Annotated in this window: 23 protein-coding genes; 14 read left to right on the top strand and 9 right to left on the bottom strand. The window is 41.2% G+C overall.

Annotated features, from left to right (window positions below; genetic code table 11):
- Positions 1-85: 85 nt before the first annotated feature.
- Positions 86-1066, bottom strand: coding sequence for an elongation factor P--(R)-beta-lysine ligase (gene epmA / locus EV693_RS02070; RefSeq protein WP_132500734.1), 981 nt, complete (start codon positions 1064-1066; stop codon positions 86-88).
- A gap of 192 nt (positions 1067-1258) precedes the next feature.
- On the opposite strand from epmA, the gene EV693_RS02075 reads away from it, so the two are divergent.
- The 4 genes from EV693_RS02075 (at position 1259) to lysA (ending at position 5776) form a co-directional block, all read left to right on the top strand.
- Entirely contained in the window at positions 1259-2743 is a 1485-nt protein-coding gene (locus EV693_RS02075; RefSeq protein WP_132500735.1) for a TrkH family potassium uptake protein, read from the top strand.
- A 194-nt stretch (positions 2744-2937) separates the two neighbouring features.
- A complete protein-coding gene (gene rimO, locus EV693_RS02080; protein WP_132500860.1) occupies positions 2938-4278 on the top strand; it encodes a 30S ribosomal protein S12 methylthiotransferase RimO in 1341 nt (446 codons plus the stop codon).
- Positions 4278-4442: an LPS translocon maturation chaperone LptM gene (gene lptM, locus EV693_RS02085; RefSeq protein ID WP_207906466.1), complete on the top strand. Its 165-nt coding sequence runs from the start codon at positions 4278-4280 to the stop codon at positions 4440-4442. The genes rimO and lptM overlap by 1 nt, the downstream gene beginning before the upstream one ends.
- An 83-nt stretch (positions 4443-4525) precedes the next feature.
- A complete protein-coding gene (gene lysA / locus EV693_RS02090) occupies positions 4526-5776 on the top strand; it encodes a diaminopimelate decarboxylase (RefSeq protein ID WP_132500736.1) in 1251 nt (416 codons plus the stop codon).
- 109 nt (positions 5777-5885) lie between these two features.
- Here lysA and dapD read toward each other — a convergent pair whose 3' ends face one another.
- Complete coding sequence (gene dapD, locus EV693_RS02095; protein WP_132500737.1) at positions 5886-6710, bottom strand: 2,3,4,5-tetrahydropyridine-2,6-dicarboxylate N-succinyltransferase; 825 nt, start codon at positions 6708-6710, stop codon at positions 5886-5888.
- Positions 6711-6943: 233 nt separating this feature from the next.
- On the opposite strand from dapD, the gene yceD reads away from it, so the two are divergent.
- From yceD to plsX, 3 genes are read left to right on the top strand one after another with little or no spacing between them, the layout of a single operon-like run.
- Complete coding sequence (gene yceD / locus EV693_RS02100; RefSeq protein ID WP_132500738.1) at positions 6944-7468, top strand: 23S rRNA accumulation protein YceD; 525 nt, start codon at positions 6944-6946, stop codon at positions 7466-7468.
- Positions 7469-7487: 19 nt separating this feature from the next.
- Entirely contained in the window at positions 7488-7655 is a 168-nt protein-coding gene (gene rpmF, locus EV693_RS02105; protein ID WP_132500739.1) for a 50S ribosomal protein L32, read from the top strand.
- Positions 7656-7669: 14 nt separating this feature from the next.
- A complete protein-coding gene (gene plsX / locus EV693_RS02110) occupies positions 7670-8704 on the top strand; it encodes a phosphate acyltransferase PlsX (RefSeq protein ID WP_132500740.1) in 1035 nt (344 codons plus the stop codon).
- Positions 8705-8726: 22 nt separating this feature from the next.
- Here the strand turns inward: plsX and EV693_RS02115 are convergent, their stop codons facing one another.
- Positions 8727-9125 carry a MerR family transcriptional regulator gene (locus EV693_RS02115; RefSeq protein WP_132500741.1) on the bottom strand — a complete coding sequence of 133 codons (399 nt, stop codon included), beginning with the start codon at positions 9123-9125 and terminating at the stop codon, positions 8727-8729.
- 135 nt (positions 9126-9260) lie between these two features.
- Here EV693_RS02115 and EV693_RS09465 point away from each other — a divergent pair, with 135 nt between their 5' ends.
- The 3 genes from EV693_RS09465 (at position 9261) to trmB (ending at position 11315) form a co-directional block, all read left to right on the top strand.
- Positions 9261-9419 carry a hypothetical protein gene (locus EV693_RS09465; RefSeq protein WP_165904864.1) on the top strand — a complete coding sequence of 53 codons (159 nt, stop codon included), beginning with the start codon at positions 9261-9263 and terminating at the stop codon, positions 9417-9419.
- Between the two features lie 152 nt (positions 9420-9571).
- On the top strand, positions 9572-10522 hold the full coding sequence (locus tag EV693_RS02120; protein ID WP_132500742.1) for a beta-ketoacyl-ACP synthase III: 951 nt from the start codon (positions 9572-9574) through the stop codon (positions 10520-10522).
- A 43-nt stretch (positions 10523-10565) separates the two neighbouring features.
- On the top strand, positions 10566-11315 hold the full coding sequence (gene trmB, locus EV693_RS02125) for a tRNA (guanosine(46)-N7)-methyltransferase TrmB (protein ID WP_132500743.1): 750 nt from the start codon (positions 10566-10568) through the stop codon (positions 11313-11315).
- A 136-nt stretch (positions 11316-11451) separates the two neighbouring features.
- Here the strand turns inward: trmB and ilvC are convergent, their stop codons facing one another.
- Entirely contained in the window at positions 11452-12933 is a 1482-nt protein-coding gene (gene ilvC / locus EV693_RS02130) for a ketol-acid reductoisomerase (RefSeq protein ID WP_132500744.1), read from the bottom strand.
- A gap of 272 nt (positions 12934-13205) precedes the next feature.
- On the opposite strand from ilvC, the gene ppa reads away from it, so the two are divergent.
- Positions 13206-13733 (top strand): inorganic diphosphatase, encoded by a 528-nt coding sequence (gene ppa / locus EV693_RS02135; protein ID WP_132500745.1) that lies wholly within the window; start codon positions 13206-13208, stop codon positions 13731-13733.
- A gap of 108 nt (positions 13734-13841) precedes the next feature.
- Positions 13842-14621 (top strand): M48 family metallopeptidase, encoded by a 780-nt coding sequence (locus EV693_RS02140; RefSeq protein WP_132500746.1) that lies wholly within the window; start codon positions 13842-13844, stop codon positions 14619-14621.
- A 79-nt stretch (positions 14622-14700) separates the two neighbouring features.
- On the opposite strand, the gene murC is transcribed toward EV693_RS02140, so the two are convergent.
- From murC to mraY, 5 genes are all read right to left on the bottom strand, one after another.
- Positions 14701-16128: a UDP-N-acetylmuramate--L-alanine ligase gene (murC, locus tag EV693_RS02145; protein WP_132500747.1), complete on the bottom strand. Its 1428-nt coding sequence runs from the start codon at positions 16126-16128 to the stop codon at positions 14701-14703.
- Positions 16129-16175: 47 nt separating this feature from the next.
- On the bottom strand, positions 16176-17246 hold the full coding sequence (murG, locus tag EV693_RS02150) for an undecaprenyldiphospho-muramoylpentapeptide beta-N-acetylglucosaminyltransferase (RefSeq protein WP_132500748.1): 1071 nt from the start codon (positions 17244-17246) through the stop codon (positions 16176-16178).
- A gap of 98 nt (positions 17247-17344) precedes the next feature.
- Positions 17345-18523, bottom strand: coding sequence for a putative lipid II flippase FtsW (gene ftsW / locus EV693_RS02155; protein WP_132500749.1), 1179 nt, complete (start codon positions 18521-18523; stop codon positions 17345-17347).
- Positions 18523-19851 carry a UDP-N-acetylmuramoyl-L-alanine--D-glutamate ligase gene (gene murD, locus EV693_RS02160; RefSeq protein WP_132500750.1) on the bottom strand — a complete coding sequence of 443 codons (1329 nt, stop codon included), beginning with the start codon at positions 19849-19851 and terminating at the stop codon, positions 18523-18525. The genes ftsW and murD overlap by 1 nt, the downstream gene beginning before the upstream one ends.
- A 45-nt stretch (positions 19852-19896) precedes the next feature.
- Positions 19897-20979, bottom strand: coding sequence for a phospho-N-acetylmuramoyl-pentapeptide-transferase (gene mraY, locus EV693_RS02165; RefSeq protein ID WP_132500751.1), 1083 nt, complete (start codon positions 20977-20979; stop codon positions 19897-19899).
- A 401-nt stretch (positions 20980-21380) separates the two neighbouring features.
- Between mraY and EV693_RS02170 the strand changes: the two genes are divergently transcribed.
- Both EV693_RS02170 and EV693_RS02175 read left to right on the top strand, forming a co-directional pair.
- Positions 21381-23255 carry a PTS mannitol transporter subunit IICBA gene (locus EV693_RS02170; RefSeq protein WP_132500752.1) on the top strand — a complete coding sequence of 625 codons (1875 nt, stop codon included), beginning with the start codon at positions 21381-21383 and terminating at the stop codon, positions 23253-23255.
- Between the two features lie 65 nt (positions 23256-23320).
- Entirely contained in the window at positions 23321-24463 is a 1143-nt protein-coding gene (locus EV693_RS02175; RefSeq protein WP_132500753.1) for a mannitol-1-phosphate 5-dehydrogenase, read from the top strand.
- The last annotated feature ends 11 nt before the right edge of the window (positions 24464-24474 follow it).

Genomic DNA, 24474 nt, shown 5'->3' on the forward strand with positions numbered 1-24474 from the left:
TATGATTTATTCACACAATATCACACTGCAAATAAATTGCAAAATATGAAAAAGATCTGACCGCTTGTTTCCAATTGACCAATCTTCAAGCTCTATTCACGCCAAATGCCATCACTTCATCAATCGTGTCTGCATTCAGTGCAATCATCAATAGCCGATCAATACCCAACGCAACACCAGAACAATGGGGAATACCTGCTCGTAATGCGGCTAAAAAACGCTCATCTAACGCACTGGTTGGCAATCCCATTTTTTCACGCTCAAGATTATCTTGCTCAAAGCGGCGAAGTTGCTCTTTTGCATCGCTTAATTCGTGGAAGCCGTTTGCTAATTCCAATCCTTTGTAATAGAACTCAAAACGCTCCGCTACTCGATGATCTTCAGTGCTAATTTGTGCGAGAGCGGCTTGTGTGGCAGGGAAATGATATACCACAGTAGGACAAGTTTTGCCTATTTGAGTTTCCACGAGTTCACTAAATAAGAATTGTAATAAGGTATCACGAGATTCATTATCATCACATTGGAAACCGTGCTCTTTTGCCTTCGCAGCCAATAGTGAATTGCTCGCAGAAAGTGGATCAAGCCCCACATAGGTTTGGAAAACAAACTGATAACTAAAGGATTCGGCAGGTTCGCAGTCAAGAATTTGCTGAAGTAAATCATCAACTTCATTAATCAGACGGTACATATCAAAATGTGGACGATACCATTCCAACATCGTAAACTCAGGATTATGCCGTCTACCTGCTTCTTCATTACGAAAGACTCGACAGATTTGGAAAATCGCACCACTCCCACACGCCAGTAATCGTTTCATATGGTATTCAGGACTGGTAATTAAATGGAGCGTTTTTGCTTGTGTATCAAATGGCGCAAGAAACTGCGTGCTAAAGGTTGAAAGATGAATATCCGTAACAGAAAATTCGCTCATTGTTGGCGTTTCTACCTCTAATATTCCACGATCGGTAAAAAATCGGCGAAGTTCCGCTATTATTTCCGCTCGTTTCAGCAGTGTAGCAATCGTTGCTGAAGGCTTCCATTCATTATTATTATGCAAGTTTTCCATTATAGGTTACCGATTAGTATTAGTATTTGGCTTATATTGTAACAAAAACGAGAAGAAAATAGCCATTAACTCTTATGTCCTAAACCTCAGTTTACTCTATAAGATTTTTGTTTTTGAGGCTGGTTGAACATCTTGTCGCCTCAGCAAAACACGAGTACCATTATTCGTCTTATTTTTTTAAAGGGTTTTCGTGTGCAATTTTTTTCTATTATCCGCATTGTGGGTATTTTAGTGATCTGCTTTTCATTCACTATGCTTGTGCCAGCGAGTGTTGCAGTGGTGTATGGAGATGGTGGCGGTTGGGAATTCTTAGAAGCCTTTGTGCTAAATTTTGTCGTTGGTACATTGCTTTGGGCTTTTTGTCGTAATCACAAGCAGGAATTACGTTCTCGAGAGGGATTTTTGATTGTGGTGCTGTTTTGGGTGGTGCTTGGGTCATTGGGTGCTGTGCCGTTTATTTTATTGGAAAATCCAAATTTAAATTTCTCAGAATCTATTTTTGAATCCTTTTCTGGTCTGACAACTACAGGGGCAACGGTCATTACAGGGCTGGATTATTTACCTAAAGCCATTTTGTTTTATCGTCAATTTTTACAGTGGCTTGGGGGTATGGGGATTATTGTATTGGCTGTGGCAATTATTCCATTGCTTGGTATTGGTGGAATGCAGCTTTATCGAGCTGAAATGCCAGGGCCATTAAAAGAGCAAAAAATGCGTCCTCGTATTGCAGAGACAGCAAAAGCCTTATGGTTGATTTACCTTTCATTAACCATACTTTGTGCCATCGCCTATTGGCTGGCTGGAATGGACAGTTTTGATGCACTCACGCACAGTTTTGCCACTGTTTCAATAGGGGGATTTTCTACCTATGACAACAGTATTGGCCATTTTAACAGCGAGTGGATAAATTATATTACGACAGGTTTTCTATTGATTTCAGCGTGTAATTTTACATTGCATTTTATGGTGTTGGATCAATTCCACGGTCGCTATAAGGGGCAAGCCAAACCGCAATTTTTTGGACTGTATTGGCGAGATTATGAATTTCGTTTTTTTATTCTTGTTCAACTCTCACTCTTTGTGATTTGCCTTGTTGTACTATGGTGGCACAATCATTTTGCTGATGGTTCGTTAAACTTATCTCAAGCGTTATTTCAGGCTGTCTCTATTTCTACGACCGCAGGTTTTTCCACGAGCGATTTCAGCCTTTGGCCTTCGTTTTTACCGCTTTTGCTTTTGCTTGCCTCTTTTATTGGCGGCTGTGCAGGTTCAACGGGAGGGGGATTAAAGATGTTTCGTGTTTTATTGCTCTATTTGCAAGGTCGGCGAGAAATTCATCGCTTTATTCACCCCAATGTTATTCAACCGATAAAATTAGGCAAAAATGTCCTGTCTGAGCGAGTTGTTGAAGGTATTTGGGCTTTTTTCTCCGCTTATTTTTTTATTTTTGTTATCTGCTGGCTGGCGGCAATTGCGTGCGGAATGGGAATTTTTGATGCACTTAATGCAGTCATTGCTTGTATGAATAATTTAGGTCCTGCACTCGGATCAATTAGCCAAAACTTTACCAGTGTGCCAGACAGTGCTAAGTGGGTATTGACGTTTGCAATGGTATGCGGACGATTGGAGGTTTTTACCTTATTGGTGATTTTTAGCCCTACTTTCTGGCGAGATTAGGTTACCTTTCGATCCCCCTTAAGCTGGTTAGGAAATAGAAAATCAGAGAAATTTGCAAAATTTTTCATACAACAGACCGCTTGCTGTCGTATTTTTATCGCAAATTTTGTACAATTCCCCCCTTTATAAAATTGATTTCTGTTGCTTATTTCTTTCTGTAAGCGACTTTTATGATTACCTATTTTGAGAATATTATGAATTCAACGCCCAATATTGGTTTTATTAGTTTAGGCTGCCCTAAAAATTTGGTCGATTCAGAACGTATTTTAACGGAGTTACGTTCAGATGGTTATAACATCATTCCAAGCTATGAAGGGGCGGATTTGGTGATTGTGAATACCTGCGGCTTCATTGATAGTGCGGTGCAGGAATCCCTTGAGTCGATTGGCGAGGCTCTGGAAAATAATGGCAAAGTGATTGTAACAGGTTGCTTGGGGGCAAAAGAAAATCAAATTCGTGAGGTCCACCCTCAAGTTTTGGAAATTACAGGACCGCATAGTTATGAAGCGGTGATGCAGCACGTTCATAAGTATGTGCCTCGCCCTGAATACAATCCTTACCTCAATCTTGTGCCGAAACAAGGCGTAAAACTTACTCCTAAACATTATGCCTATTTAAAAATTTCTGAAGGCTGTGATCATCGCTGCACGTTTTGTATTATTCCTTCAATGCGTGGTGATTTAGACAGTCGCTCAATTGTACAAGTGCTTGATGAAGCCAAGCGTTTGGTGGATGCTGGCGTGAAAGAAATTTTAGTTGTTTCGCAAGATACGTCAGCCTACTCGCTGGATAAGAAGCGGGAAAACGCTACAAATACCGCTAAAACAGTTTTTTGGAATGGTATGCCAATCAAAAATGATTTGCTGACTTTGTGCGAAAAACTGGGGTCGCTTGGTGTTTGGGTGCGATTACATTATGTTTATCCCTATCCGCATGTTGATCAGCTGATTCCGCTGATGGCGGAAGGGAAAATTTTGCCTTACCTAGATATTCCCCTTCAGCACGCTAGCCCAAAAATTTTGAAGGCAATGAAACGTCCAGGTTCAATAGAACGCACCTTAGAGAGAATTAAAAAATGGCGTGAGATTTGCCCTGATTTAACCTTGCGTTCGACCTTTATTGTTGGTTTCCCAGGGGAAACGGAGGAAGATTTCCAATTATTGCTTGATTTCTTGCAAGAAGCACAGCTTGACCGAGTAGGTTGTTTCAAATTTAGCCCTGTTGAGGGAGCGACCGCAACCGAAATGCCTGATCAAGTGCCTGAAAACGTAAAAGAAGATCGCTTCCACCGTTTTATGCAGCTACAGCAGCAAATTTCAGCCGAGCGTTTAGCTCAAAAAATTGGCAAAACTGTTGCGGTGATTATTGATGAAATTGATGAAGAAGGCATTGTTGGACGCTCAATGGCTGATGCCCCTGAAATTGATGGTATGGTGTATGTTGATAACCTCTCTGGTGTGTCTGCGAAGGTGGGAGAGATTATTCAAGTTACGATTACTCACGCTGACGAATATGATTTATGGGGAACTTGTTAATGAAAAAATACGTTTTATTGCTAATGCTTTCTCTTTTGGGGCTGAGTGCTTGTGGGGTAAAAGGCGATCTATATATTCCAGCACAAAATAAACAACCTAGCGAAACACAACCTCCTAGCAGTAACCTTAATCCAGCTAATATTGCAAAGGCTACAAAAATATAACCTAAATGCACCGCTTGCAAGCGGTGATTTTTTAGCTAGTTTTTGCAGATTGCAGCAGCAAAAATGAATCATACGGAGAAATTATGGATTTTTTTAATTATCGTCATCAACAGCTTTTTGCCGAGGACGTGGCTGTAAAAGATATCATCACACAATATGGCACGCCTGCTTATATCTATTCTCGATCAACTCTCGAACGCCATTGGCACGCCTTCAACGATGCCTTCGGCGACCACCCTCATTTAATTTGCTTTGCTGTAAAATCGAATTCAAATATTGCTCTGCTAAATATTATGGCTCGCTTGGGATCAGGGTTTGATATTGTTTCGCAGGGTGAATTGGAACGAGTGCTGGTAGCAGGCGGCGATGCCAGCAAAGTAGTATTCTCTGGGGTAGCGAAATCACATAGTGAAATTGCTCGAGCTTTGGAGGTTGGCATTCGTTGTTTTAATGTAGAGTCTGTTGCTGAACTGTACCGAATTAATGAAGTTGCAGGGGAAATGGGCAAAGTCGCACCAATATCCCTAAGAGTCAACCCTGATGTTGATGCACATACTCACCCTTACATTTCAACAGGACTAAAAGAGAACAAATTTGGTATAAGCGTAGATAAAGCCAGAGAGGTTTACCGCCTTGCTAAGGCTTTGCCAAACCTGAACATAGTTGGAATGGACTGCCATATTGGTTCGCAATTAACCGAACTTCAACCTTTTTTAGATGCAACAGATCGCTTGATTATATTGATGGAACAGCTAAAAGAAGATGGCATTACACTACATCATCTAGACTTGGGAGGTGGCTTGGGCGTGCCATATCAAAGCGAGACGCCACCACACCCAACTGAGTATGTCAGTGCATTGCTTGAAAAATTGCAATCCTACCCAACTCTTGAAATTATCCTTGAACCAGGGAGGGCAATCACTGCAAATGCAGGCATTTTGATAACCAAGGTTGAATACCTCAAGCAAAACGAAGATCGTAATTTTGCCATTGTGGATACAGGAATGAACGATATGATTCGCCCAGCCCTGTATGAAGCCTATATGCAAATCATCGAAGTAGATCAGTCCCTTAATCGCCCTAATGCCATTTATGACGTAGTCGGACCAATTTGTGAGACCTCAGATTTTCTAGGTAAACAGCGACAACTTGCGATTGCAGAAAATGACCTTATTGCTGTCCGTTCCGCAGGGGCATACGGAGCAACGATGTCTTCAACCTACAACTCTCGCCCACAAGCGATTGAAATAATGGTTGATGGTAAGCAATTTCACCTCATTAAATCCCGTGCCAGCTTTGCAGATTTATGGCGTTTAGAGCAATTATTGCCCTGACCTAAAATGAATGAGAGAGGACACGATGTTATTGAATCGTGTCCTTACTATACTTAGTTTCCTTTCTAAAAAAGTGAGGATCAAGTATTTTGTATAAGTGATAAATCAACTATTCATCAATTGTGCGGAGTAGTTCGTTGATGCCCACTTTACCACGAGTTTTTTCGTCTACTTTTTTCACGATAACAGCACAGTAAAGGTTATATTTACCGCATTTTGAAGGCAAGCTGCCTGACACGACAACAGAGCCAGCAGGTACACGGCCATAATGGATCTCGCCTGTTTCTCGGTCGTAAATTTTAGTAGATTGTCCAATGAATACGCCCATAGATATGACAGATCCTTCTTCAACGATTACCCCTTCTACGATTTCAGAACGTGCACCAATAAAGCAGTTATCTTCAATGATGGTTGGGTTTGCTTGGAGTGGCTCTAAAACACCGCCAATGCCAACACCGCCTGAAAGATGCACATTTTTGCCAATTTGAGCACAAGATCCTACTGTTGCCCAAGTATCGACCATTGTGCCTTCATCTACTCTTGCACCGATGTTTACATAAGAAGGCATTAAGACGGTATTTTTTGCAATGAATGCACCTTTGCGTACGGTCGCAGAAGGGACAACTCGGAAACCTTCTTTTTGAAAACGTTCTTCTGTGTAGTCAGTAAATTTTTGTGGCACTTTGTCATAATATTTTGTATCACCACCGTCAATGATAGCATTGTCGTTGATACGGAAAGAGAGTAGAACCGCTTTTTTGAGCCATTGATGTGTTACCCATTGACCATCAATTTTTTCGGCAACTCGATAAGTGCCGTTATCTAACCCCTCAAGAGCTTCTTCTACCGCTTGACGTGTGTCATTATCTACGGAATTAGGGGTGATTTCTGCACGACGTTCAAATGCAGCTTCGATGATTGTTTGTAGAGACATTTACATTTCCTTTTCTTAAATTTTTCTGAAACAAACTGAGATAAATTAAACATAAAAACAAGATACTTTTTAGCATAGAGAGAAATAGATTTCCACTAATTACTATGATTTGTAGTTATTTAATCTTAATTTTGGTTCAATTCTTACTGTGTTTGCTTTGATTGCTGTGAATTTTAGCTAAATTGTAATTTTCCTTTGACTATTTTGATCGCAATCGGTAATATTCGTAGCCTATGCAAAAGGTGAAACTGCCCCTAACAATTGACCCGTACAAAGATGCTCAGCGTCGAATGGATTATGCTGGTTGTATTTCTGCTAGCCAATTAAGCCGTTTGGGTGAGTTTGTTGGTAACGTGCTTAGCGATGCACAAGTTACTCTCTCGTTATATATCGATCCACAAAAGCTGACTGTGATTAAAGGCACAGCAATGGTTGAGGTATCATTAGATTGCCAACGTTGTAGTAATTTATTTACGCAAACGCTAGACTGCACATTTTATTTCAGTCCAGTGTCGAATATGAATCAGGCGGACGATTTGCCCGAAATCTATGAGCCAGTTCAGCTAAATGAGTTTGGCGAAATAAATTTACTAGATATGATTGAAGATGAATTTATCATCTCGCTCCCTTTAGTCCCGATGCATAGTTTTGAACACTGTGAAGTGTCCACGCAGGAACAGGTTTTTGGCGAATTGTCCAATGAGTTGGCGAGCAAACCGAACCCGTTCGCTGTATTAGCTAATTTAAAGAAAAACTAATTTAGTAGGAGTATAGCCAATGGCTGTTCAACAAAATAAAAAATCTCGTTCACGTCGTGATATGCGTCGTTCACACGATGCTTTAACCACTGCTGCAGTTTCTGTAGATTCTCGTGGGGAGACTCACTTGCGTCATCACGTTACTGCTGACGGTTACTACCGTGGTCGTAAAGTTATTAACAAGTAATCGTTGAGGTTGTCTTGAGTCGTCTAACCTTAGCGTTAGATGTAATGGGCGGGGACTTCGGTCCCCGTGTTACTATTCCTGCTGCATTAATAGCTTTGGAAAAATATCCAAATCTCTCTTTTTTGTTCTTTGGTGATCAGAGCCAGAGTTCTACATATATTTCACGTTTTTCAACCGCTTATCGATCTCGTATTCAATTTATTCATACAGATAATGCTATTGAAATGGATATGCCTTTTGTGCAAGCTCTACGGCAAAGTAAACAGAGTTCAATGCGTTTGGCTATTGAGGCGGTTGCCAAGGGTAAAGCACAGGCTTGTATTAGCGGAGGCAATACGGGAGCATTGATGGGGCTGGCTAAATTACTGATCCAACCACTACCTAGTATTGCTCGCCCTGCCCTTACGTCATTGATTCCAACAATGAATGGGCAATCGACCGTTATGCTGGATCTCGGTGCGAATGTTGAAGTAAGCAGTGAATTGCTCTTGCAGTTTGCCGAAATGGGGAATATTTTTGCAAAAAAAATGCTAAATCTCACCGCTCCTCGTATTAATTTACTGAATATCGGGACAGAAAATAATAAAGGTACAACGGTTTTAAAAACCGCACACCAAAATTTAAAATTACGCCAAGATCTCAATTATCAGGGGTTTATTGAAAGTGATAAACTCACCAACCACTGTGCAGATGTGATTGTTTGTGATGGTTTTAGTGGCAATATTGCTCTTAAAGCACTTGAAGGTGTGGCTAAAAATATATTAGCTCTGCTATTTAAAAAAAGTAGTGAAGAATTCGGTTTGTGTACAAAGATAAAACGCCTAGCGTTGCGTATGCTACTTTATCGCTATTACCGTAAATTACAGCAAATTAATCCTGATCGTCATAATGGTGCAACTTTGTTAGGTTTATCCTCTGTTGTGGTCAAAAGCCACGGTGGAGCGAATATTAGAGCGTTTTACTATGCGATTGAATATGCTATTTCACAGATTGAACATCAAATCCCTCAACAAATTGAGCTGGGTTTGCAGCATCTTATGCAAAAATAATATTTAATACCAAAGTAAACCGCTACTTATTTTGTTGAAATCCAAAACCCATAATAGCACACCCAGATTGTCCATCGCTTAAACAGCTTGTTTTCTGTAGGCTGATTAATTTTTGACGCATTGACTCTAATACCGATATTTTATCGGTTAAATCGGCAATATGTTTCGTTGTGAAGGTTAATACTTCTTCACAATTGTGGCTTGGAGCATCACGAAATGCAAGTAGATCCTTAATTTGAGTTAATGAAAACCCAACATCACGGGCGTGGCGAATAAAGGTTAGTCGTTGAATATCTATCTCAGAGTAAGCTCGATAATTTGATTCCGTGCGATGAGATGGTACAACTAAGCCAATTTTTTCATAATCTCGAATTTGTTTAGCTGAAAGCCCTGATGCCTTTGCTGCGCTGCTAATGTTCATCTTCTCTCTTATTTCACTAATTTAAAATATTTTCAAAAGATCTTGACCTTAACCTAAGGTCAATCTTTATCATCATAAACGCAAAAGCAAAATTGCTCAACTTTTTAACTAATTTCAATTCACAAGGAGAATAAAATGACGGTTACTCGTGTTTATCCAAATACTACTGAATGTAAAACTCAGCCGTGCCAATGTACCCCAGCTTGCATCTGTGGCAAAACCTGCGGTTGTAAAGAGGGTGAATGCTATTGTAGCACGGATTGTGAATGTCGTCAGGATAGCTGTAAAGCGTAATTGTTTGCAGTATTCAAATAAATATTAGCTATTATATTTCTGAAAAACCACCAATCTTGGTGGTTTTTCGTTATGTTATTGCTTATGGTACGCAGGTCTGTGGTTTTTTGCGGTATAATGTTGGTCAAATGACATTTTAATGAGAATAGAATATGTACAGTAAAATTGTGGCAACGGGTAGTTATTTACCAAATAAAGTGCGGACTAATGCTGATTTAGAAAAAATGGTTGAGACTTCTGATGAGTGGATTGTTACTCGTTCAGGTATTCGTGAACGTCGTATTGCAGCAGAAAACGAGACTGTGGCAACAATGGGAGCCGCTGCGGCTAAACAAGCGATTAAAATGGCAAATATTGATCCTAGCGAAATTGGTTTAATTGTGGTCGGTACAACAACAAATTCGCACGCTTATCCTAGTGCAGCCTGTCAAATTCAAGGGGAGTTGGGGATTGAAGATGCGATTGCATTTGATGTTGCAGCGGCCTGTACAGGCTTTATTTATGCGTTGAGTGTGGCTGATCAATTTGTGCGTAACGGCAGCGTAAAAAAGGCGTTGGTCATTGGTTCAGATTTAAATTCCCGCTACCTTGATGAAGCAGATAGAAGTACTGTGATCTTGTTTGGTGATGGTGCTGGAGCTGTGCTATTAGAGGCAAGTTGTGAGGCTGGTATTCTTTCTACTCATCTTCACGCCAGTGCAGATAAGGAGAATATGCTGTCTTTGCCTCAGCAACAACGTGGTCAAGAGCGTTCAGGGTTTATTGAGATGCAGGGTAATGCAACCTTTAAACTTGCGGTGCGTCAGCTTTCAAGTGTGGTAGAAGAAACATTAAACGCCAATAACTTGGACAAGAAAGATTTGGATTGGCTTGTGCCACATCAAGCCAATTTACGCATTATCAGTGCGACTGCCGATAAATTGGAGATGGATATGTCTCAAGTGGTAGTAACGCTAGATCGCTATGCCAATAATAGTGCGGCGACGGTGCCTGTTGCATTAGATGAAGCCGTGCGTGATGGGCGTATTCAGCGTGGACAGTTGCTTTTGCTTGAAGCCTTTGGTGGCGGTTGGACTTGGGGTTCAGCATTAGTGCGTTTTTAATATGATGTATAATAAGCGGTGAGATAGGGTAAAAATTTTGCAAATGGAACAACAATTAACTTTCGCAGATAAAAAACGCAAAACCGTTGAGCGTGCCGAATTCACAGAAGATGGACGCTATCTTCGTAAAGTTCGCAGTTTTGTGTTGCGAACAGGACGTTTAAGCGATTATCAGCGAGAGATGATGAATGCCAATTGGTCTAAGTTAGGGCTGGATTATCAGGCACAACCTTTTGATTTTAGAGCTATCTTTGGCAATGATAATCCTGTCGTGCTTGAGATAGGATTTGGCATGGGAAAATCTTTGGTTGAAATGGCACAACAAAATCCTGAACGCAACTATATTGGGATTGAAGTTCACACACCAGGGGTTGGAGCTTGCATTGCTTATGCTCTTGAAAAAGACGTGAAAAATTTACGAGTCATTTGCCACGATGCGACAGAAATTTTGCGTGATAGCATTGCAGAGGGTTCATTAGCTGGGCTGCAACTCTATTTTCCTGATCCGTGGCAGAAAGCGAAGCATCATAAACGGCGTATTGTTCAACCTGAATTTGTTCAACAAGTCTTAACAAAATTGAACTCAAATGGGTTCATTCATTTCGCCACAGATTGGGAAAATTATGCTGAGCATATGTTGGCGGTATTACGTCAGTTCGATCAACAATTGCATAATACCTCTGAGACTAATGATTTTATTCCTCGCCCCGATTTTCGCCCGCTGACGAAATTTGAGGCACGAGGGCATAAGCTCGGACACGCTGTGTGGGATCTCTATTTTACTAAGCGTTAAAACATCAACATTTATCAAATAAAACGGACACCATTATGATCTGACCCCAAAAAGTTAGACTACTTTAATTCAAGGACTGAGTTCTGTATTCCACAGGGCAGATCAATTAGGTGTCCTTGTTTTTAGCTAGGTTAGATTATTCCTGTGATGAAATGCGTTTCATATCTGTCATATAGCCTCGTAATTCTTGACCAATTAACTCAATTGGGTGGTTACGAATGGCATCATTTACATCACGCAATAAGACATTGTCAATTTCCACTGCCAGGGTTGCTTCGCCTAAATCGCCTTTTTGGAGAGTCGGAATAATTTTCTCAGCAAGAATTGGAGTAGCAACATTCGCAAATAAATAGTTACCATATTCTGCTGTGTCAGAAATGACCACGTTCATTTCATATAAGCGTTTGCGAGCAATCGTATTAGCAATTAATGGCAACTCGTGTAGTGATTCATAGTAAGCTGATTCTTCATAAATACCTGCACAAACCATTGTGTCAAAGGCTAATTCAACACCCGCTTTTACCATTGCGACCATTAACACACCATTATCAAAATATTCTTGTTCGGTAATTTTAATGCCATCTGCTTTTGGTGCATTTTCAAAGGCTGTTTTACCTGTTTCCTCACGCCACGCTAATAAATTAGCATCGCCATTTGCCCAGTCCGCCATCATTGTTGCAGAAAATTCGCCGCTGATGATGTCGTCCATATGTTTCTCAAACAAGCCTGTTAATTCCGCTTTGATTTGCTCTGAAAGTTCAAATGCACGAAGTTTCGCAGAGTTAGATAGGCGATCCATCATTAAGGTGATTCCGCCTTGTTTGAGTGCTTCCGTGATAGTTTCCCAACCAAATTGAATTAATTTGCCTGCGTATGCAGGATCTTTACCTTCTGCCACTAATTTGTTGTAGCACACGATTGAACCTGCTTGTAGCATACCGCAAAGGATTGTCTGCTCACCCATTAAGTCAGATTTTACTTCTGCTACGAATGAGGATTCTAACACGCCTGCACGGTCGCCACCTGTTGCACTCGCCCAAGCTTTTGCAATTGCTAAGCCTTCACCTTTTGGATCGTTTTCTGGGTGAACTGCAATTAATGTTGGGACACCAAAGCCACGTTTATATTCTTCACGCACTTCTGTACCTGGGCATTTTGGAGCAGCCATTACAACAGTTAAATCTTTACGAATTTGCTCACCTTCTTCCACAATGTTGAAACCGTGTGAATAGCCAAAAGCCGCCCCTTGTTTCATTAGTGGCATTACATCAGCAACTACTTTTGAATGCTGTTTATCTGGCGTTAAATTGATGACTAAATCGGCAGTTGGGATCAACTCTTGGTAAGTTCCCACCTTAAAACCGTTTTCAGATGCACGAGTAAATGATGCACGTTTTTCAGCAATCGCTTCAGCACGCAACGCATAGCTGACATCTAAGCCAGAATCACGCATATTTAAGCCTTGGTTTAGACCTTGTGCTCCACAGCCAACGATAACGATTTTTTTGCCTTTTAAGAAATCACAGCCCTCTGCAAATTCTTCACGAGCCATGAAGCGACAGCGACCAAGCTGATCTAATTTTTGACGTAAGTTTAATGTATTGAAATAGTTAGCCATTTTAAGCACCTTTAATGAAATGAATGAAAATTTGTCCTACTGTATTTAGAATAATAAATACAATGTTGATTAGTATAACAGAATATTACATTGCAAAAATTGATATTTAAACAATTTGTTGTTGCATTAAATGAAATTATAGTGTGGTAATTTTTTTGTAAAATGTCTAGAGAATTTAACCGCTTGCTTTTCCAACTTATCTTCCCCAATGAGCAAGGATCAGCTATAATCCTAGCGATTTTTCACCCTCGAATTGATAGAAGGAAACCAAAATGGGCTTAAAAAACGTACCTGCTGGCAAATCGTTGCCAGATGATATTTATGTTGTGATTGAAATTCCTGCCAACGCTGATCCAATCAAATATGAAGTGGATAAAGAAAGTGGTGCATTATTTGTTGATCGCTTTATGGCAACGGCAATGTTTTACCCTGCAAACTATGGATATATAAACAACACCCTATCTTCTGATGGTGATCCTGTTGATGTATTAGTGCCAACCCCATATCCACTACAACCTGGCTCAGTGATTCGTTGTCGTCCTGTCGGCGTCTTAAAAATGACTGACGAGGCAGGTGGTGATGCGAAGGTCGTTGCGGTGCCACATAGTAAATTGAGTAAAGAATATGATCATATTCAAGATGTGGGCGATTTACCTGCGTTATTGAAAGCTCAGATTCAGCACTTCTTTGAAAGTTATAAAGCTCTTGAAGCAGGGAAATGGGTGAAAGTTGAGGGCTGGGAGGGCGTAGAAGCCGCTCGCCAAGAAATTCTCGAATCTTTTGAGCGTGCTAAAAAGTAAGACTTAAGTGCCTTTGATGTAAATGCCAACATAATGTTGGCATTTTGCGTATTATGCTGACAAGCGGTACGTTAATGTCTAAATTTTGCAATGTTGATGGACTTTAAAATGAAACAATGGACTAAATTTGGGTTTTCGCTCTTCCTTCTTTCAGCGGTAACTGCTTGTGTCAATACACAACAGATTAACAGTGAGGCTGCACATAGTTATGCAAAAGTACAGCGTGAGGCTCGTTCTCAGGGGGCTGTTGATAACCAATCTGCGACTGCTAAACGTATTCACACGGTGTTCAACAATATGAAGCCTTATGCAGAAAAAGCCAATAGGACAGGTGTGCCATTTGCGTGGGAAATCACGGTGTTTAAATCGCCAGAATTAAATGCGTGGGCAATGCCTGGTGGGAAAATGGCATTTTATACGGGGTTGGTTGATAAGCTTGCTTTAAATGATGATGAAATTGCTGTGGTGATGGGACACGAAATGGCACACGCCTTACAGGAACATTCTAAAACAGGCAGAACTGTGAGTGCGGTAACAGGGCTTGCTGCTCAACTAGGGAAAATAGCCTTAGCCTCGCAAGGCATATCCAGCAATGTTCTTGGCGTTGATGCCGTTGATGTTTTAAGAGAATTTGGTTTAACGAAACCTTTCTCTCGTCGCCAAGAGACTGAAGCTGATGAGGTCGGTTTGTTCTTGATGGCAGAATCAGGCTACAATCCAGAAGCGGCACCGCAAGTGTGGGGCAAAATGAGTAAAGCCACAAAAAGCACACAAGACTTATTAGCAACCCTTGCTTCTACTCACCCAAGTAATGCTGATCGCCAAGCGAACCTTGCTCGTCTCGTGCCAACAGCGAAAGCGGTTTACCTCAAGAAGAAATCATTCTAATTTTATACTAACTGTTCTCTCTTTGCTTGTTGTTTGAGAGAACAGGATAGCATAGTGAAGACAAACCTCTGCTCAACTATTATGCTTTCCAGCTTTCTGCTAAATCACGGGAAATTCGACTGACGTTTCCTGCCCCTTGTGCCAAGATTAAATCGCCGTCTTGGAGGATTTGATCAAGCACTTCGCCCAATTGATCCGTATTGGATACTAAAATTGGATCAATTTTACCTAGATTACGCATTGAACGGCATAATGCCTTACTGTCTGCTCCCACTATTGGTGTTTCGCCAGCGGCATAAACTTCTAACATAATCAATACATCAACCTGTGAAAGCACTTGGACAAAATCATCAAATAAATCACGAGTACGAGAGTAGCGGTGTGGCTGGAAGATCATCACAATCCGTTTATTTTCCCAACCAGAACGTGCGGCTTTAATGGTGACATCAACTTCTGTTGGGTGATGTCCATAATCATCAACTAACATTATTTTACCATTTGGGCGAATAAATGAACCAAGTTGATCGAAACGCCGTCCTGCCCCTTGGAAGTCGGCTAAGGCTGCTAAAATCGCCTCGTTAGCAATGCCTTCCTCTTTTGCGACCGCTAACGCCGCTGTTGCATTCAGGGCATTATGCTTTCCAGGGACATTTAATAATACTTCCATTCTCTCGCCTGTTGGACACATCACCGTGTAATGACCTTGGAAGCCAGTCTGTTGATAGTCCTCAATGCGATAGTCTGCTTTCTCACTAAAACCGTAAGTGATGACTTGCCGTCCAACTTGAGGGATAAGCTCCATCAGCACGTTATCATCGGCACACATTACAGCTAAACCATAAAAGGGCAAGTTGTGGAGAAACTTGACATAGGTTTGCTTCATTTTCTCAAAATCCCCACCATAAGTATCCATATGATCGGGTTCAATGTTAGTAACCACAGACACCATTGGCTGTAAATGCAAGAACGAAGCATCGCTTTCGTCAGCCTCAGCAATCAGATAACGGCTAGCTCCTAAATGTGCATTTTTGCCTGCAGATTTCACTAAGCCGCCATTGACAAAGGTGGGATCCAGTTTTGCCTCGGTGTAAATCATTGAAACCATTGCGGTGGTCGTGGTTTTACCGTGTGTCCCCGCAATGGCGATGCCGTGTCGAAAACGCATAATTTCGGCGAGCATCTGTGCTCGTTGAATGACTGGAATACGAGCCTGTTTTGCTGCGGCTACTTCTGGGTTACTGTCATTAATGGCACTTGATACAACCACAACACTGGCTCCTGCAATATTCTCTGCTTGATGACCAATAAATATTTTCGCTCCTGCTTTGGCTAAATGCTGAGTAGTCGCACTCTCTGCAATGTCTGAGCCAGAGATTTGGTAGCCTTCGTTTAATAGCACTTCTGCAATACCACTCATTCCTGCTCCACCAATGCCAATAAAATGGATTTGGTTCACTCGACGCATTTCAGGAATAATTTTTTTTACTTTATCTTGGAAATTCTTCATTCTTTACCCTTATTTAAATTCATTTTGCCCTTCTGCTATTTGTTTCTTTAGCTATTTGCTTCTTCAATCACTACTTCTGCAACACGTTGAGCAGCGGTAGGCGTAGCTTTCGTTCTAGCCTTGATTGCCATCTCAACTAATTTTTGGCGATTGGCAAGTAGCGGTTGCAAGACATTCAGTAAATTTTCAGCAGTAAAATCAGGCTGTTCGATGATAATTGCTGCTCCCTCTTTTGCTAAATAAGTAGCATTTAAAAATTGCTGGCGATCTTTGTGCTGGAATGGGACAAAAATAGCAGGCAATCCAGCTGCCGCAATTTCGCACACGGTTAATGCACCAGAACGACAGATGACAAGAGACGCTTGTTCATAAGCCTGTTTGACATCATCAATAAACTCGCAGGCTTTGCCATTTTTAGTCGCTTGGTAAATTTCTGCGATGTTAGCTAATTTCCCTTGCCCTACTTGATGGGTAATAAAAACGTGATGACCTAATTTTTTGGCGACCTCAGGAATAACTTGATTTAACACTAACGCCCCTTGACTGCCTCCCATCACCAAAATATTCATAGGTTTGTCAGTACAATGACTTGGTTGTTGAAAACGGATTTCTGGTGCGGCAAGCGTAAAGAGATCTTGACGAACAGGATTGCCCACTACTTCAGCTGCTTTAAACGCAGTTGGAAAAGCTTGTAAGGTACGATTAGCAATTTTGGATAACCAGCGATTGGTTAATCCTGCCACCGCATTTTGTTCGTGTAAAATAATTGGTACACCACAGAGTTTTGCCGCAATGCCACCTGGACCTGAAACATATCCCCCCATTCCTAAGACAGCATCAGGTTGATAGCGTGTAATAATTTTGCGAGCCTGTAGCACCGCTTTGCAAATGGCAAAAGGAGCAGCTAGCAGAGCTTTTAATCCCTTGCCTTTAATGCCTGAAATTTCGATAAATTCGATTGGAATACCGTGTTTTGGTACAAGTGTAGCTTCCATACGATCGCTAGTCCCTAGCCAACGTACTTCCCAGCCTTGATATTGTAATTCTTGTGCGACCGCAATGGCAGGGAAAACGTGTCCGCCAGTACCGCCTGCCATTACGAGTAATTTTTTCGTCATTATATTTCTCTTACTTAGATATTAGGCGGTCAGATATTGCAAAATTTTTGCAAAAAATCACCGCTTGCAAATCAAATGATGAGGATTGCCTCTGTAGGCTAAGGTTGTTTTAAATGAGCGTGTCCAACTTTTTCAAGCCGATTTTCGTGATCAATTCTCATCAATACCGCAATCGCAATTGCCATAATCACAAGACTTGAACCGCCATAACTCACCAACGGAAAGGTCAGCCCTTTGGTTGGCAATAAGCCTGAAGCAACGCCCAAATTCACGAAGCCTTGTAAAAAAATCCATATAGCAATGCCAAATGCAAAAAAACCATTAAAACGTAAATCTTGAATGAGAGCCGCTTTGCTGATTTTCAACGCACGGAATGAGAGTGCGAGCAGTAGCAATACAATGATGGTAATGCCTAAAAAGCCAAATTCTTCACCAATAACCGCCATGACAAAGTCAGTATGTGCTTCGGGCAAGTATTCAAGTTTTTGTACTGAATTGCCTAACCCTTGTCCCCAAAATTCACCTTGTCCAAATGCCATTTGTGAGTTTGATAATTGGAAGCCATCGCCATACGCATCAGCAAAAGGATCCATAAATGAGGTAACACGTTTGAGGCGATATTCTGAAGAGAGTACTAAAAAGGTAAACATCACTGCCCCTGCGATACCTAAGAAGACAAACTGGAGGATTTTCGCACCCATAATAAATAACATTGAGAAAGTCAGTACAAATAGAACCGCAGTACTGCCTAAATCAGGCTGAAGTAGTAGCAAAATGCTGAATAAGCCAAGAATTGCGATTGGGCGAATAAAACTTAAATTCTTTGTCCGCATCTCATCAAATTTACGCACATAAAAACTGGCAAAGTAGCAAATCACTGCCAATTTTGCCAATTCCGCGGGCTGGAAGTTAATCGGACCAATCGGAATCCAGCGAGTTGCTCCATTTACATTTTTGCCAATAATTAAGGTCGTAAATAATAGCGATATCGAAATAAGGAAAAACCAGCCATTAAAACGTTCCCAGCGTTCGCTTGGTACTTGTACGAAAAAAATAAAAGCAATGAGTGCCGCAACGAGATAAACACCATCACGCACGGCAAAATGAAATGGGTCATTAAATAAACGTGTGCTAACGGGAATGGAAGCGGAAGTAACCATCACGAAACCGATGGTGAGAAAACCAAGAAATAGCCAAAGAAGCGTGCGATCATATAACGCATTGGTTGTGGTAATGGTTCCCCATTTTTCCCATTCTTGCTTGATTTTCTGCCACATCAAACGGCTCCTTTGACTGCGGATTTTGTTGCTAGTTTCTCTGTTGCTAATGTTGCAAACAATTCTCCTCTCTCTTCAAAATTTCTGAATTGATCGAGGCTTGCACAGGCAGGTGAAAGTAAGACAATATCGCCTTGTTTCAGTTGGGGACGAATTTGCTCAATTGCCTGCGACATTGTTTCTACTAGTACACTGTTTGTTGAAAGTACGACCAATTTCGCACCGTCCTGACCAAAACAGTAGCAGACAATATTAGGTTGATTGACTAATGGTTGGAGATCGGAAAAATCCGCCCCCTTGCCATCTCCACCTAATAAAAGATAAAGCGTACTATGGATTTGCAAGCCATTCAACGCTGCGACAGTACTGCCAACATTGGTGGCTTTTGAGTCGTTAATCCAACGAACACCATCGTCTGTTGGAATAACTTGGAAACGGTGAGCTAATCCGCCATAATGCTGTAATGCGTTTACAATCCCCTCACGAGGTATATCAGCCGCCTGTGCCAATGCAATTGCGGCAAGGGCATTCATTTCATTATGGCGACCGCTAATTTGCATTTGAGTAGTATCTATTAGTGCCTCGCCACTGGCGTAAAGTTTGCCATTATGCAAATGATATTCGGCATTCTGATTTGCAAAATAAACTAATTTATTGACCGCTTGATCAGGGAAAGTTTGGCTATCTTCGCCATTTGCAATCGCATTTTCGGCATTATGATAAATGCGTAGTTTGGCTTGGCGGTAATCAGCAAGGCTGTTGTAGCGATCCATATGGTCTTCACTGATGTTTAAAATCGTGGCAGCTTTTGCTTTCAATGAATAGGTGGTTTCAAGTTGGAAGCTAGATAATTCAAGTACATAAAGATCGTAATTGTCATTCAGCAAGCTTAACGCTGGCACACCAATATTGCCGCCCATTCCGACTTTTATTCCAGCTTGAATTGCCATTTCAGCCGTCAAGGTGGTTACTGTGCTTTTCCCATTTGAGCCAGTAATTGCAATAATCGGTGCTTTGGCTTCACGGCAAAAAAGCTCAATATCGCCGACCACCTCAATCCCTTTTGAAATTGCCTGTTGGATTTCTGGTGTGGCAAGGGCGAGACCAGGGCTAATGACAATTAAATCTGAAGCAAGCAGCCACTCAAGATGTAAGCTACCTGTATGCAGTGATACATTTTTAGGCAGTTTCTCTGCGCCAGCAGGCTTTTCACGAGTGTCAATAACTTGCAGTTTCACGCCTTTATCAGCAAAAAATTCTACGCAGGACAAGCCTGTTTTGCCAAGTCCAACAATAGTAATCGTCTTATTTTGGTATCGGTTTTGCATTCTTTTCCCTAGTCTATAAATGGAGTATGTTTGATGGCTGATGAATTAACGTAATTTTAAGGTAATTAAGCCTACCAAGACTAATATCAAGGTGATAATCCAAAAGCGAATAATCACTCGAGGTTCTGGCCAGCCCTTAAGTTCAAAATGGTGGTGAATGGGTGCCATTCTAAAAATACGTTTTTTGCGTAATTTATATGAACCAACTTGCAAAATGACTGACAGGGCTTCGACTACAAACACGCCGCCCATTACCACTAAAAGTAACTCTTGTCGAACAAGCACTGCGATGATTCCCAAGGCTCCTCCTAATGCCAGTGAGCCAACATCACCCATAAAGATCATCGCAGGGTAGGTGTTGTACCATAAAAAGCCTAATCCTGCTCCGACAATGGCAGTACATAAAATCACCAATTCACCACTGTGTTTGATGTAAGGAATGTGTAAATAGGAGGCAAAGTTAATATTCCCTGTTGCCCAAGCGATGAGTCCGAATGCGGCAGCCACCATAATAATTGGCACAATCGCTAAACCGTCTAATCCATCGGTTAAATTGACGGCATTACTTGTGCCAACAATCACAAAATAGGTTAGCACCACATAAAATAGCCCCAACTGTGGCATAATTTCTTTAAAAAATGGCACAACCAGTTGGGTAGCAGCAGTTTCTTTACCGATTGCATATAAGCCAAGTGCACTGATGAGAGCAATGACTGACAGCCAAAAATATTTCCAACGTGGGATCAGTCCATCGGTATTTCTACGCTTGATTTTCCAATAATCATCAATAAATCCAACGATACCGTAGCCAAATAAAATAAACAGCACAAACCAAACGTATGGATTGCGTAAATCAGCCCATAGAACGGCACTGATGCCAATGGAGGCTAAAATCATCACGCCTCCCATTGTTGGCGTGCCACGCTTTTTAAAATGGCTTTCAGGTCCATCATTGCGGACTTCTTGTCCGAATTTTAGAATTTGTAAACGGCGAATCACTGTAGGTCCAATCCAAAGCCCAATTCCCATCGCAGTTAATAATGCCATAATGGAACGGAAAGTAATATAAGACACTACGTTAAAGGCAGTGTTAAATTGAACGAGATATTCAGCAAGCCAAACGAGCATTGGTGATCCTTGTAAATTGTTAAAATAAAGCACAGCGGCAGTAGGGTTATTTATTATATCATACCGCATATTGATGATTATTTTGCAATTTAATTCGGCAATTGGCAATCCTTGAAATAAATCATGATAGCCTTCCTTTTGCCTTTACAACACAAACAACTAAGTGGAATGGGTTTTATCCATAAAATGTAAAAGCCGTGGACTAAAGCTCACGTTGCAAGGCTAAAAGTGGAGATAGAGTAAAGAATTGAGGTAATTTTGTGAATTAGATCACATTTTTAAAACGGAGAAACAATAATTAATGTGAACTAGATCACATTTTTGACATAAACATTTTTGTCTTTTTTATCTGTGGTGCTATGTTGCATACCGAATTTTATTCTGATTTCCTCGAGGTAATTATGTCTTCTAATTTAAAAGTAAAAGTCCAAAGTTTTGGACGTTTCTTGTCCAATATGGTGATGCCAAATATTGGGGCATTTATTGCATGGGGCTTTATTACGGCACTATTTATTCCAACAGGGTGGTTGCCAAATGAGTCATTTGCGAAACTTGTTGGTCCAATGATCACCTATTTGTTACCGTTATTAATTGGTTATAGTGGCGGACGATTAGTAGGAGGTGAACGAGGGGCTGTCGTAGGGGCAATTACGACAATGGGGATTGTTGTTGGGGCTGATATTCCAATGTTCTTAGGGGCAATGATTGTGGGGCCACTAGGCGGCTGGGCGATTAAGACCTTTGATAGAGCCATTGAAGGCAAGGTCAAAAGCGGTTTTGAGATGTTAGTCAATAATTTCTCGGCAGGCATTATTGGTATGTTACTTGCCTTGCTCTCATTTAGTGTAATTGGTGGATTAGTTACGCAACTTGCTAACTTACTCGCTGCAGGGGTCAATGCGTTAGTATCTGCAAATTTACTACCATTAACCTCAGTATTAGTTGAACCCGCTAAAATTTTATTTTTAAACAATGCAATTAATCACGGTATTTTTTCGCCATTAGGTATTTCGCAATCCTCTGAAGCTGGCAAATCTATCTTTTTCTTGATTGAAGCAAACCCAGGTCCAGGTTTAGGTATCTTGTTAGCGTATATGTTCTTTGGTAAAGGTTCAGCCAAGAATACCGCAAGTTCTGCGTCAATTATTCATTTCTTTGGCGGTATTCACGAAATTTATTTTCCGTATGTGTTGATGAACCCACGTCTAATTTTAGCTGTGGTTGCTGGCGGAATGACAGGCGTGTTTACCAATGTGTTATTGGATGGTGGCTTGATTTCTCCAGCCTCCCCAGGTTCAATGATTGCCGTCTTAGCGATGACACCAAGTGGAGCACACATTGCCGTGATTCTTTCTGTAGTGTCGTCTTGTACGGTTGCTTTTTTAGTCGCTAGCCTATTATTGAAAACGCAAAAAAATGAGGCTTCACTTGAAGATGCTCAAGCTCGTACAGCCTCAATGAAATCGGCTGCGAAAGGGCAAGCTCAAGCGGTCGTTTCGAGTGATCTTTCTGCAATCTCAACAATCTATGTCTCTTGCGATGCAGGAATGGGGTCGAGTGCGATGGGAGCAAGTTTGTTACGTAAAAAAGTAGAAGCGGCAGGTTTAAATATTGCGGTGAAAAATGTGGCAATCAATGATTTACCAGCCAATGCACAACTTGTGATTACTCACCAAGACTTAACGGCAAGGGCTGAAAAACAAGTGCCAGCCGCACAACACCTTTCATTGAATAATTTTTTAGACAGTACATTTTATGATGACTTGGTGGCAAAATTATCTGAGAAATCGACCGCTCGCAATGCTGCAGTACAGCAGCAAAACCGCTTAGAAAACCAAGGTGCAGGCTTTTCGCTATACCCAAACCAGATTTTCCTTAACCTCACTGCCAACAGCAAAGATGAAGCGATTCAATTTGCTGGTGAGCAATTGGTTAAACTCGGATTTGCCCAGCCAGAGTACATTGCTGCAATGTTTGAACGTGAGCAACAGATTTCCACTTATTTAGGAGAAGGTATTGCTGTACCACACGGCACAATTGCTGCAAAAGACAAGGTGCTAAAAACAGGTATTGTATTTTGCCAGTATCGTGAAGGTGTGCGTTTTACTGAGGAGGAAGATGGTATTGCGAAATTGGTGATTGCAATTGCAGCACGCAATAATGAACATCTCCAAGTGGTGAATGCGATTACTAACGCCTTAGATAACGAAAACACGATGGCAATTTTGGCTGAAACGGACGATCCACAACAAGTGTTAAGCTTGTTAAAAGGCTAGCTAAAATTCAAATTGGAAAAGTAGGACGCAGTGCTTGCGTCCATCACAACTGTAAAGGAATAAAAATGAACGCATTACATTTTGGTGCAGGCAATATTGGGCGAGGCTTCATCGGTAAGTTATTATCTGATTCTGGTATTTTCGTTACCTTTGCTGATATTAACCAAACACAAATTGATCAGATTAATCAAAATAAACAGTATGGCGTGAGAATCGTTGGCGGAGAGAGCCGCGTGGAAATGGTTCAACATGTCTCAGCTATTCATTCTCAAGACGAACAAGCGGTCATTCAACAGGTAAAAAATGCAGATTTAGTTACCACGGCAGTCGGTCCGAATGTGCTTGGCTTTATTGCTCCATTATTAGCAAAAGCACTGGTGATTCGATTGGAAAGTGGTAACACTCAGGCATTGAACGTGATTGCGTGTGAAAATATGGTGCGTGGGACAAGTTTTTTTAAAGCAAAAATTTTTGAACAGTTGACCGCTTCACAGCAAGCTGAGATTGAGAAATATGTCGGTTTTGTTGATTCTGCAGTGGATAGAATTGTACCACCAGCGGAGGTAAACCCGTCTGATCCGCTTGAGGTAACCGTTGAGGAATTTAGCGAATGGATTGTGGATAAAACTCAATTTAAAGGCGATGTTCCAAACATTAAAGGTATGGAATTAACCGATAATTTGATGGCCTTTGTTGAGCGTAAATTATTTACTCTCAATACAGGGCATTTGATTTGTGCCTATTTAGGTAAGCAGGCTGGTGTGAAATGGATCAAAGAGGCAATTGCAATTAATTCAATTAGATCTGCGGTAAAAAGTACGATGGAAGAAAGCGGAGCTGTGCTGATTAAGCGTTACGGCTTTGATCCGCAGGCACATTTTACCTACATTGAGAAAATTTTGAAACGGTTTGCTAACCCATATTTGAATGATGATGTCAATCGTGTTGGGCGAGAGCCGGTTCGTAAATTAAGCGAAAATGATCGCTTAATCAAACCATTAACAGGTACGTTAGAATATGGACTCGCAAATCAACACCTGATCAGTGGCGTAGTGATGGCATTGCAATATCGTAATGAGGACGATCCACAAGCGGTCGAATTAGCTCAATTTATTGCAGAACAAGGCGTAGAAGCGGCTATCGTGCGTTACACGGGTTTAACTGATAGTAATCTAATTTCACAGATTGTGTCAGCCTATGGTGAGTGAATTCTCACTGG

The organism is Nicoletella semolina (assembly GCF_004345745.1).
Classification (GTDB): Bacteria; Pseudomonadota; Gammaproteobacteria; order Enterobacterales; family Pasteurellaceae; genus Nicoletella; species Nicoletella semolina.

Bases quoted from the DNA above. Each gene is read 5' to 3' on its own strand.
- epmA (WP_132500734.1), bottom strand. From the start codon at position 1,066: ATGGAAAACTTGCATAATAATAATGAATGGAAGCCTTCAGCAACGATT.
- rimO (WP_132500860.1), top strand. From the start codon at position 2,938: ATGAATTCAACGCCCAATATTGGTTTTATTAGTTTAGGCTGCCCTAAA.
- lptM (WP_207906466.1), top strand. From the start codon at position 4,278: ATGAAAAAATACGTTTTATTGCTAATGCTTTCTCTTTTGGGGCTGAGT.
- lysA (WP_132500736.1), top strand. From the start codon at position 4,526: ATGGATTTTTTTAATTATCGTCATCAACAGCTTTTTGCCGAGGACGTG.
- dapD (WP_132500737.1), bottom strand. From the start codon at position 6,710: ATGTCTCTACAAACAATCATCGAAGCTGCATTTGAACGTCGTGCAGAA.
- yceD (WP_132500738.1), top strand. From the start codon at position 6,944: ATGCAAAAGGTGAAACTGCCCCTAACAATTGACCCGTACAAAGATGCT.
- rpmF (WP_132500739.1), top strand. From the start codon at position 7,488: ATGGCTGTTCAACAAAATAAAAAATCTCGTTCACGTCGTGATATGCGT.
- EV693_RS02115 (WP_132500741.1), bottom strand. From the start codon at position 9,125: ATGAACATTAGCAGCGCAGCAAAGGCATCAGGGCTTTCAGCTAAACAA.
- EV693_RS09465 (WP_165904864.1), top strand. From the start codon at position 9,261: ATGACGGTTACTCGTGTTTATCCAAATACTACTGAATGTAAAACTCAG.
- EV693_RS02120 (WP_132500742.1), top strand. From the start codon at position 9,572: ATGTACAGTAAAATTGTGGCAACGGGTAGTTATTTACCAAATAAAGTG.
- trmB (WP_132500743.1), top strand. From the start codon at position 10,566: ATGGAACAACAATTAACTTTCGCAGATAAAAAACGCAAAACCGTTGAG.
- ilvC (WP_132500744.1), bottom strand. From the start codon at position 12,933: ATGGCTAACTATTTCAATACATTAAACTTACGTCAAAAATTAGATCAG.
- ppa (WP_132500745.1), top strand. From the start codon at position 13,206: ATGGGCTTAAAAAACGTACCTGCTGGCAAATCGTTGCCAGATGATATT.
- EV693_RS02140 (WP_132500746.1), top strand. From the start codon at position 13,842: ATGAAACAATGGACTAAATTTGGGTTTTCGCTCTTCCTTCTTTCAGCG.
- murC (WP_132500747.1), bottom strand. From the start codon at position 16,128: ATGAAGAATTTCCAAGATAAAGTAAAAAAAATTATTCCTGAAATGCGT.
- murG (WP_132500748.1), bottom strand. From the start codon at position 17,246: ATGACGAAAAAATTACTCGTAATGGCAGGCGGTACTGGCGGACACGTT.
- ftsW (WP_132500749.1), bottom strand. From the start codon at position 18,523: ATGTGGCAGAAAATCAAGCAAGAATGGGAAAAATGGGGAACCATTACC.
- murD (WP_132500750.1), bottom strand. From the start codon at position 19,851: ATGCAAAACCGATACCAAAATAAGACGATTACTATTGTTGGACTTGGC.
- mraY (WP_132500751.1), bottom strand. From the start codon at position 20,979: ATGCTCGTTTGGCTTGCTGAATATCTCGTTCAATTTAACACTGCCTTT.
- EV693_RS02170 (WP_132500752.1), top strand. From the start codon at position 21,381: ATGTCTTCTAATTTAAAAGTAAAAGTCCAAAGTTTTGGACGTTTCTTG.
- EV693_RS02175 (WP_132500753.1), top strand. From the start codon at position 23,321: ATGAACGCATTACATTTTGGTGCAGGCAATATTGGGCGAGGCTTCATC.